Source organism: Crenobacter oryzisoli (genome assembly GCF_030385785.1).
In the GTDB taxonomy this organism is placed as follows: Bacteria; Pseudomonadota; Gammaproteobacteria; order Burkholderiales; family Chromobacteriaceae; genus Crenobacter_A; species Crenobacter_A oryzisoli.
This window is the reverse complement of record NZ_JAUEDK010000085.1, coordinates 1-8902: the sequence shown is the minus strand read 5'-3', so window position 1 is coordinate 8902 and position 8902 is coordinate 1. Positions and strand designations below refer to the sequence as shown.

The 8902-nt window shown below is 54.6% G+C and carries 6 protein-coding genes, 1 tRNA gene, 1 rRNA gene and 3 pseudogenes; 7 read left to right on the top strand and 4 right to left on the bottom strand.

Features of this window, described 5'->3' with window-relative positions; all coding sequences use genetic code 11:
* Positions 1-70 precede the first annotated feature (70 nt).
* From QU481_RS23015 to QU481_RS23005, 3 genes and pseudogenes are all read left to right on the top strand, one after another.
* Positions 71-1363, top strand: coding sequence for an RNA-guided endonuclease InsQ/TnpB family protein (locus QU481_RS23015; RefSeq protein ID WP_289832307.1), 1293 nt, complete (start codon positions 71-73; stop codon positions 1361-1363).
* Positions 1336-1472 (top strand): annotated as a pseudogene (locus QU481_RS23010) (transposase); the annotation flags it as partial. The gene QU481_RS23015 and the pseudogene QU481_RS23010, both read left to right, overlap by 28 nt.
* A 131-nt stretch (positions 1473-1603) precedes the next feature.
* Positions 1604-1705: pseudogene (locus QU481_RS23005) on the top strand (IS5/IS1182 family transposase); the annotation flags it as partial.
* Positions 1706-2080: 375 nt separating this feature from the next.
* On the opposite strand, the gene QU481_RS23000 reads toward QU481_RS23005, so the two are convergent.
* Positions 2081-2548, bottom strand: coding sequence for a hypothetical protein (locus QU481_RS23000; RefSeq protein WP_289832306.1), 468 nt, complete (start codon positions 2546-2548; stop codon positions 2081-2083).
* Positions 2549-2891: 343 nt separating this feature from the next.
* Between QU481_RS23000 and QU481_RS22995 the strand changes: the two genes are divergently transcribed.
* Both QU481_RS22995 and QU481_RS22990 read left to right on the top strand, forming a co-directional pair.
* Positions 2892-3182: a hypothetical protein gene (locus tag QU481_RS22995; protein WP_289832305.1), complete on the top strand. Its 291-nt coding sequence runs from the start codon at positions 2892-2894 to the stop codon at positions 3180-3182.
* Positions 3172-3462, top strand: a complete 291-nt coding sequence (locus tag QU481_RS22990) for a hypothetical protein (protein WP_289832304.1) — start codon at positions 3172-3174, stop codon at positions 3460-3462. The genes QU481_RS22995 and QU481_RS22990 overlap by 11 nt, the downstream gene beginning before the upstream one ends.
* A gap of 183 nt (positions 3463-3645) precedes the next feature.
* On the opposite strand, the gene QU481_RS22985 is transcribed toward QU481_RS22990, so the two are convergent.
* The 3 genes and pseudogenes from QU481_RS22985 to QU481_RS22975 form a co-directional block, all read right to left on the bottom strand.
* On the bottom strand, positions 3646-5214 hold the full coding sequence (locus QU481_RS22985; RefSeq protein WP_289832303.1) for a sensor domain-containing diguanylate cyclase: 1569 nt from the start codon (positions 5212-5214) through the stop codon (positions 3646-3648).
* Positions 5211-5702: a putative pterin-binding protein gene (locus QU481_RS22980; protein ID WP_289832302.1), complete on the bottom strand. Its 492-nt coding sequence runs from the start codon at positions 5700-5702 to the stop codon at positions 5211-5213. The genes QU481_RS22985 and QU481_RS22980 overlap by 4 nt, the downstream gene beginning before the upstream one ends.
* Before the next feature lie 288 nt (positions 5703-5990).
* Positions 5991-6750 (bottom strand): annotated as a pseudogene (locus QU481_RS22975) (transposase family protein).
* 393 nt (positions 6751-7143) lie between these two features.
* On the opposite strand from QU481_RS22975, the gene QU481_RS22970 reads away from it, so the two are divergent.
* Together QU481_RS22970 and QU481_RS22965 are read left to right on the top strand one after the other, a co-directional pair.
* Positions 7144-8679, top strand: a 16S ribosomal RNA gene (locus QU481_RS22970).
* 78 nt (positions 8680-8757) lie between these two features.
* Positions 8758-8834: transfer RNA gene (locus QU481_RS22965), tRNA-Ile, on the top strand.
* The last annotated feature ends 68 nt before the right edge of the window (positions 8835-8902 follow it).

Here is an 8902-nt window from a genome sequence, read left to right as displayed (position 1 = left end):
GCAGAAAGACGCCGTGTCTTCCGTGCCGCATAGCGTTGTCGTTACTCATCGACCAAACTATTCTATCTGCATGCAACGCCGCCAAGCCTTCCAATACGAACTGATGCCGACCGGCGACCAGCAGCGTCTGATGCGCCGTTTCGCCGGATCGTGCCGGTTCGTGTTCAACAAGGCGCTGGCGTTGCAGAAGGAACGCTATGCGCGTGGCGAGCAGAAGCTCGGCTATGCCGGACTGTGCCAGCGGCTCACCGCGTGGCGCAACGGGCCAGACACACCGTGGCTGGCCGAGGCGCCGACGCACCCGCTGCAACAGACGCTCAAGGACCTGGAGCGGGCCTACGCCAACTTCTTCGCCAAGCGGGCGGCCTTCCCGCGCTTCAAGAAGAAGGGCCAGTCCGCTAGCTTCCGCTATCCCGATCCCAAACAGATCAAGCTCGATCAGCGCAACCGCCGCCTCTTCCTGCCCAAGCTCGGCTGGCTGCGCTACCGCCACAGCCGCGATGTGCTGGGCGAGGTGAAGCAGGTCACGGTGTCGGCCAACGGTGGCAAGTGGTTCGTCAGCATCCAGACTGAACGCGAGGTTGAGCAGCCCGTCCCCAATGGCGGCGCGGTCGGCATCGACTTGGGCATTGCCCGCTTCGCCACGCTGTCGGACGGCACGTTCTACGCACCGCTCAACAGCTTCAAGCGGTACGAAAGCGCGCTGCGTAAGGCGCAGCAAGCCATGAGCCGCAAGACCAAGTTCAGTCGCAACTGGCAGAAGGCGAAAGCCCGCGTCCAGCGTCTCCATGCCCGCATCGGCAACGCCCGCCACGACTACCTGCACAAAGCCACGACCACGATCAGCCAAAACCACGCGCTCGTGTGTATCGAGGACTTGCCGGTGCGGAACATGTCCAAGTCGGCAGCAGGCACCACCGAGCAACCGGGCAAGCATGTTCGGGCCAAGTCCGGCCTGAACAAGGCCATCCTCGATCAGGGCGGGTTCGAGTTCCGCCGCCAACTGGACTACCAGCTGGCGTGGCACGGCGGGCATCTGATCGCCGTTCCGGCGCAGAACACCAGTCAGACCTGCCCGTGTTGCGGCCACGTATCGGCGGACAACCGGCGGACGCAAGCTCGGTTCGTCTGCGTCCAATGCGGTGTCGAGGACAACGCCGACCGGGTCGGCGCGCTCAACGTATTAAGGGCGGGACACGCCCGGTTAGCCTGTGAAGTGAACGGTGCGGTAATGCCGACAGCAGCAGGAACCCACCGAAACGCCCCAATCCGGCTCGATGCCGGGTTGAGCGCCGTTGGCCCCCCCCCCGACTTTAGGCGGGGGAGGATGTCAACGAAACGATGGTACGGATTCTGGTCCTGAAGCGGCTTTACAGCCTGTCAGACGAGCAGATGGAGTCCCCACTGCTCGACCGGATGAGCTACCAGGGGTTCTGCGCCTGAGCCACGCGGCCAACATCCCCGACTGCACGCTCCCTTAGGAACCTTTATCGAAACAGATAAATACACCGCCATAATAATGCCAATGCTTTAATGGCCAGTTCACGATCTCGGGTTTAGCCGAGACAGTAGTGAGATTCGAAGCAGGAGATACCCCAGTGACATGAGTCGTGAGCAGTTCGAGCAAATCGAGCCACTGCTGGAGCAGACCCGTAGGAAGACCAAGCCCCAGGCAGTGGACTTGTATGAAGTGTGGTGCGCCGTGCCGTAAGCCACTTCAGCTGGATGCCCATCATCTGTAAGCAGCGTTACTGTCCTTGGTTGATTGCGCAGCGGTACTCTGTATGGATGGTGTGGCGGTCTATGTCGCTTTTGCCAGACATGTCGGTTCAGCCATCAGGTGGTGCAGGCTGAGCAGGAAAGAGGGGTGCGTGGCGGGGTATTCCATATCCAGAATGGATGCCTGCTATGGCAGGCTGAAGGGCTGGATGGCGCGCTTTCATGGGGTGGAGACGAAATATTTGGTGGGCTATCTGGGTGGCGTCGTCTGTTGGAACGTTACCGCTAGTCCATCCAGCCGGCTCGTTGCTTTGCTGAGGCACTGGGCCGGCCTTACCAACCTTTAGCTACGACATAGCCTTTATTTAAGCAGGAAAATGGTCTCGAGCGTTCCGCCATTATTGACGACAAATTGCGTTGTGGTGATGTCGTTAAAGTAATATTGGTACGTGGTGGACGAACCTAAGCTGCCCTGCTTGACGGCTTTGCCGAAAGTCTTTTCTATTTTTCGTTCTGGATCGCCAAGTTTCACGCCATCAATGTTTCCCGAGAAAGGAGCATCAACTCGAATGGTGACGGCCTTCTCTTTTTCAAAAATTACCCAAACCCCCTTCGTCTTCAAACGTAGCTGAAGCTTCTTCACGGGGTTTGCCCCCTGTGCAGCGGGCGACTGATAGGGTTCTGGCTCCATTTTGGTTCGTAGTGCTTTTTGCACTTCTTCAATGGAGTCACCAATTTTAATTGGCAAGCCGTACATCTTAACTTCTGCCTTGGCTGTTAGTGACAGGCCAAAAACAACCATTGCAAGGATCGTTTTTTCTATTTTCATACTTCTCTCTTTGATTTTTCATTGTCTTTTCTATTGACAATGGTAATAAATCGCAACAGCTACTGTCGTCACGAAGTCGACCTATTGTATAGGGGCTGTATTATACATTTGTTGAACCGAATGGGGTGATCGTCTATGTCTGGCTACGTTAATGACGTTTACACTTTGCTCTTAGCAGCTAATGCCGACATTATATTTCAAATGCTGCCAGATAATTTTTGTTAATATTTATTAAGTGCCCACTGCTTTGTTTATTGGTATGGACGGACACCACCTTCCTAAGGCCGGCATTGAGGTACCACAGTGAGTTTGTAACCGGCTTACTGATCGAAGGGGCGTCACCATGAACATAAGAGTGGTCAGGCTGGATCTGACCAAGCACGTGTTTCAGGTTCACGGCGTGAATACGCAGGTCAAGGTGGTGCTGCGCAAGCAGGTAGCTCGTGCATCATTGGCGGCGTTCTTCGCTAACCTGCCACACTGCCTAGTCGGCATGGAAAAGCCATGTGGTAGCGCGCACTTCTGGGCACTCAAGTTGGTCGCCTTGGGGCGTGAGGGCAAGCTGATGGCGACGCAGCTTGTGAAGCCCTACATAAAGGCAGCAAGACCGATGCAACGCCGAAATGATCTGTGAAGCGGTGATCCGGCTCAACATGAGCTTTGTGCCGGCCAAACAAGCCGAGCAGTCGGCACTGTTAGTCGCCCAGCGGACCCGGGCCAGCTTCATCAAAGCGCGCACCGCCCAAACCAATCAACTGCGTGGTCTGTTGGCTGAGTTCGGTATCACGATTCCGGGCAGCTTGGCCTCGTTACAGCAACGCCTGTCGATCCTCTTGGCAGAAGCCGGCTATGATTTGCCGGGGATGATGCGCGAACTGAACCGTCCCAAGTTTTTAGGAGGCTCCAACTCTTGAGATAAATGGGGCCACGAGGAAGATCATGTTGAACCTGGTCCAGCCGGTGCCGATGGGGAGAAACGGTAAGATGAGCATGCGCTTGAAGCGCAAGACAGCAGCTTGGCGTGACGATGCCAGCAGCTATGCTCCTCGGGCTTATTAATCTATGACTCGCGAGTGCATAAGCCTTCGGTGATGATGTCAAGCGTAAATGGCGATGCAGTTCCGGCCACAGTGCTTGGCCTGATACAGCGCGCTATCGGCTTGTTTCAATATGTTTTCACTCGAATCATTCTCCTGCATCGAGGTGATACCGATGCTGACGGTCAAATGCAGGCGCTGACCATCTGCTAGCTCTATGGAGGAGGCTTCGATGAGGGTCCTTATTCGTTCTGCGATGATTTCAGCATAGAATGTCGAGGCCTCTGGCAGTACGATGCAGAACTCTTCGCCGCCTAGACGACCGAGTAAGTCTTGCTTTCTCAGTGTAGACTGGGCAAGTTGAACGAGCCGCTGCAATGCCAAGTCCCCGACCTGATGGCCGTACGTGTCGTTAATGCGCTTGAAGTGGTCTACATCCAGGCTCAACAGCGATAAAGGATGTCCCAACTGTTGTGCTGAATGCATGGCAAGGGTTAATGCTTCCAGGAAGAAAGCTCGACTGACGGCGCCAGTAAGAGCATCGTAAGTAGCCAGTTCCCTCAGGCGATTCTCTAGCTGCTTGCGTTCCGAAATGTCATAAATCCAGATTAACTGTTGAGGGTGCAGTGAACTGCCCAAGTGCTTAGCAGTAATGATGCCGAACAGCCTGCGATGAGCATTCTGCAGTTCGGCTTCATAATTTTGTACCGTCTCTTGTTGCTCCAGCTTCCGCCAAAATGCCTGCTCATCCTCGGGGTTGGCAAAGATGGGCTGCAATGGTGTGCCAAGGTATTGGGTCTGTGGCAAGCCGAGGCTTTCAATCAACGCGGCATTGGCGAACACGACCTGGTGGGTCGACTCGTTGAGCAGGGCAACACCAACCGGACTCGATTCCAATATCACTTTGAGCATCTTGGCCTGCTCTTCCAAGGCCTGAGTCCGTTCTGTGACCTTGGCTTCCAACTGCCCATTCAACTGCGCCAGCTTGTGAGTCAGCTGCTTTTCTCGCTGACTGCGTACGACCAGAATCGCCAACAACAATGAGGCCCCCAAGCCGAGCGCCGCAAAAGTTGCGGTTAATGTGGTGAAATGGTGGTAAAGGTGCTGACGAGCCTGGTCGATGCGTAAGGTCTGCACTTCGTAGGAAATCAGCGTCAAGGTTTGTGCCGTGTGCTCTTGGTCACGAACTTCCTGGCGTAATCGTTCGGCTACGGCCAAGGCCTTCCATCTCTCGCCAGCAAGCTGGGGGACGACATGGGACCAGTCATCAACCTTCCGGCTTATCGTTTTGAGTGCTTGCAAGGCGGTGGGGGTAACTTGAACACTCCCCAATGCATAAACCGGCGATAGTCGGCTTGCGAGTACGTCCAGTCGCAGTACTACCGCATCGGCATCGGCCTTGCCGCGCGTGAAGTCATCCAACACCCTGTCAAATCGATATAGCTCGGCTTGGAGCTGATAGGTTTGCCAACTGTTATTGTCCAAGTCCGGTTTGGCCAGCAGTTCAGTCTGCTGTTTCGTGGAGAAAAACTGAGCACAGACCAGTCCCTCCATGGCGATGACCAGTATGAGTGCCAAGACATCCCAGCGGACAGATAGCTTGCGGAGCACCGGTAGAAGGAAGCTCATTTGACATCCAGTCCCTGCACCTGCCAGGCACCCCAGTTGTGATACTTCTGCTGGTTTTTGACTTCCGGATACTGGTCGTACGGCCAAATGACGATAAGCGGGCCCTTATCTCGAACGGGCATCAGGTTGCCATTTTTCTGATAGGCCAGAATCGGATGATAGGTCTTAATCTCGTGTAATGGGATTTCCACGACAAAGTCGTTGAGGCACTTAACCTGCAGAGTGCTCCCTTGGGCACCAATGGCCTCAAGCAGCGTCGTAAGTTCTACCCCGGTCCATACTTGAGGAGTTTTTTCCCATTGGGTGGTGGTCTTGAGTGAAGTCGGCGGCCCTAACCGCTCCAGCTCGGCGAGGCTGATGGACTTGGTTCGATATGGGCTTCCAACACGTCCATCCAACTCCAGCACAGGTTTCACCAAGAAGGAGGGCGAGGCCAAGGCGATGACAGGGAACTCAAGCAACAAGACAAGTAGTAATGCTTTAAGCATTAAGAACTCCCCATCCTAGGTGTTACCCAACACTTACGCTATTAGAAGTTTTTCTCATCGAGAGAAAAGTGATGCCGTTTATATATTAGTCGTAAATATGAAAGTTATCTGAGTTTTGTTTTGGAATTTCAATTGCAGTGCTGGGACATGTTTAAATAGATTTTATTTACTTTTAATATTAATTTTATAAATGAAAATCATAATCAATAAAATAAACTTCATACTGCATGAGGGTGTGCTGGCCTGTTATGGCTTGCGCCCATTCGAGTTCGTCGTCTGGACGTCGGGTCAAGTGCGGTAATAGACGCGGGTTCGGTTCCGCCTTCCGAATCTAACTGGGCTGGAGGCTACATATGGTTGGGCAACCCCCTCAACGCGAATGTGCAGCTTGTCGAATCCCGCGAGCCAAGCTTGGGTCTGACCCACCGTCCAGCGGCGGCGTCCCTATCTCTTGTAGCTCTCTACGAGGCGGCGGGTAATCCGGGGCTGAATCCACATGTCGCGGTAAGCGCTCGCGACAGCGACGGAAGTCGTAGTCTTTGTCCGCATGTAGCTTGTGCGGGCGCCGCCGAGGGCGTCCCGGTAGACCAGGAATGTTGGGGGCCGCATCCACGAGCGGCTCGAAAGGCAGGCAGCGTCGGTCGACGATGAGGTGCCGTTTACTGACAAGCTTGTCATAGTTGGTCGGGTTGGGGCCGGTTTGATGGCCCCCTAGGGATTGGCGACATTCGCCCCGTCGATGCTGACACGGGGCTCCAGTCGATCTGATCGCATTGGCGCAGTTGGGTCAACAACGCCAGATGCAGGCGCCCCCAGGCGCCTTGCTCCTGCCAGTCTCGCAGCCGTCGCCACCAAGCCATGCTGCTGCCACCCCCCCCCATTTCCTTGGGTAAGGATATCAAGGGTTGTCGGTGGTCACGAACAGGATGCCACTCAGGGCAGCCTTGTTATCCATCGGGGGGCGAGATATGCCACGGCGGCGAGGAGGCATGGGTGGCAACGATTGCAACGATTTCCAAGGTTTCTTGGTGACAAGCCTTTCCGTCACTTGTTCTGCTGATTTTTGTTAGGGGCTCTTAATGGTCAATGCATTTCTCAGCCAGCCACGTACATAGTCATGAATATGTTTGTGTTGAATTACCTATTGCCATTAGTATTGTTAAATCAGTGGGTTATTCGTATTTTCTGTGGTTTTGTTCGATTTTAGTGATTTATTTCATCAGTCGCTATTGACGACGTGGGGTCAGATCGATATAGTTCGCCTCCTCTGCTGCTGACCCAGCAACGCCACGAAGCGACGCCGTCAGCAACAACGCTCTTTAACAGCACGAACAACCGATAGGTGTGAGAGCCTGGATTGATCAGGAGCTCATGCCGCAAGATTAAGGAAATCGCATGGTTTCTTTGAGCTTGCAGCCAAGTACGAAATTAGCGAAAGATTGAACTGAAGAGTTTGATCCTGGCTCAGATTGAACGCTGGCGGAATGCTTTACACATGCAAGTCGAACGGCAGCACGGACTTCGGTCTGGTGGCGAGTGGCGAACGGGTGAGTAACGCATCGGAACGTACCGAGTAATGGGGGATAACGCACCGAAAGGTGTGCTAATACCGCATACGCCCTGAGGGGGAAAGTGGGGGATCTTAGGACCTCACGTTATTCGAGCGGCCGATGTCTGATTAGCTAGTTGGTGAGGTAAAGGCTCACCAAGGCGACGATCAGTAGCGGGTCTGAGAGGATGATCCGCCACACTGGGACTGAGACACGGCCCAGACTCCTACGGGAGGCAGCAGTGGGGAATTTTGGACAATGGGCGAAAGCCTGATCCAGCCATTCCGCGTGTCTGAAGAAGGCCTTCGGGTTGTAAAGGACTTTTGTCAGGGAGCAAATCCTAGTGGCTAATATCCACTGGGGATGAGAGTACCTGAAGAATAAGCACCGGCTAACTACGTGCCAGCAGCCGCGGTAATACGTAGGGTGCAAGCGTTAATCGGAATTACTGGGCGTAAAGCGTGCGCAGGCGGCTTGTTAAGCCAGATGTGAAAGCCCCGGGCTCAACCTGGGAATTGCGTTTGGAACTGGCAAGCTAGAGTACGTCAGAGGGGGGTGGAATTCCACGTGTAGCAGTGAAATGCGTAGAGATGTGGAGGAACACCGATGGCGAAGGCAGCCCCCTGGGATGATACTGACGCTCATGCACGAAAGCGTGGGGAGCAAACAGGATTAGATACCCTGGTAGTCCACGCCCTAAACGATGTCGACTAGTTGTCGGGGGTTGAAATCCCTGGTAACGCAGCTAACGCGTGAAGTCGACCGCCTGGGGAGTACGGCCGCAAGGTTAAAACTCAAAGGAATTGACGGGGGCCCGCACAAGCGGTGGATGATGTGGATTAATTCGATGCAACGCGAAGAACCTTACCTAGCCTTGACATGCTCGGAACCTCGCAGAGACGTGAGGGTGCCCGAAAGGGAGCCGAGACACAGGTGCTGCATGGCTGTCGTCAGCTCGTGTCGTGAGATGTTGGGTTAAGTCCCGCAACGAGCGCAACCCTTGTCGTTAGTTGCCATCATTAAGTTGGGCACTTTAACGAGACTGCCGGTGACAAACCGGAGGAAGGTGGGGATGACGTCAAGTCCTCATGGCCCTTATGGCTAGGGCTTCACACGTCATACAATGGTCGGTACAGAGGGTCGCCAACCCGCGAGGGGGAGCTAATCTCATAAAACCGATCGTAGTCCGGATTGCAGGCTGCAACTCGCCTGCATGAAGTCGGAATCGCTAGTAATCGCAGGTCAGCATACTGCGGTGAATACGTTCCCGGGCCTTGTACACACCGCCCGTCACACCATGGGAGTGGGGGATACCAGAAGTGGGTAGGGTAACCGTAAGGAGCCCGCTTACCACGGTATGCTTCATGACTGGGGTGAAGTCGTAACAAGGTAGCCGTAGGGGAACCTGCGGCTGGATCACCTCCTTTCTAGAGAAAAAGCCCTGCATGGGTTCAGGTTCTCACAGCCTATCGGTTGTTCAGCGGTTCAAGAGTAGCGAGACAACTGGGTTTGTAGCTCAGCTGGTTAGAGCACCGTCTTGATAAGGCGGGGGTCGTTGGTTCGAGTCCAACCAGACCCACCAGTTCTAGTTGGGGGCATAGCTCAGTTGGGAGAGCACCTGCTTTGCAAGCAGGGGGTCGTCGGTTCGAT

Excerpts from the sequence above, each read along its gene's own strand:
- QU481_RS22980 (WP_289832302.1), bottom strand. The coding sequence starts at position 5,702 with ATGCTTAAAGCATTACTACTTGTCTTGTTGCTTGAGTTCCCTGTCATC.
- QU481_RS22995 (WP_289832305.1), top strand. The coding sequence starts at position 2,892 with ATGAACATAAGAGTGGTCAGGCTGGATCTGACCAAGCACGTGTTTCAG.
- QU481_RS23000 (WP_289832306.1), bottom strand. The coding sequence starts at position 2,548 with ATGAAAATAGAAAAAACGATCCTTGCAATGGTTGTTTTTGGCCTGTCA.
- QU481_RS22985 (WP_289832303.1), bottom strand. The coding sequence starts at position 5,214 with ATGAGCTTCCTTCTACCGGTGCTCCGCAAGCTATCTGTCCGCTGGGAT.
- QU481_RS23015 (WP_289832307.1), top strand. The coding sequence starts at position 71 with ATGCAACGCCGCCAAGCCTTCCAATACGAACTGATGCCGACCGGCGAC.
- QU481_RS22990 (WP_289832304.1), top strand. The coding sequence starts at position 3,172 with ATGATCTGTGAAGCGGTGATCCGGCTCAACATGAGCTTTGTGCCGGCC.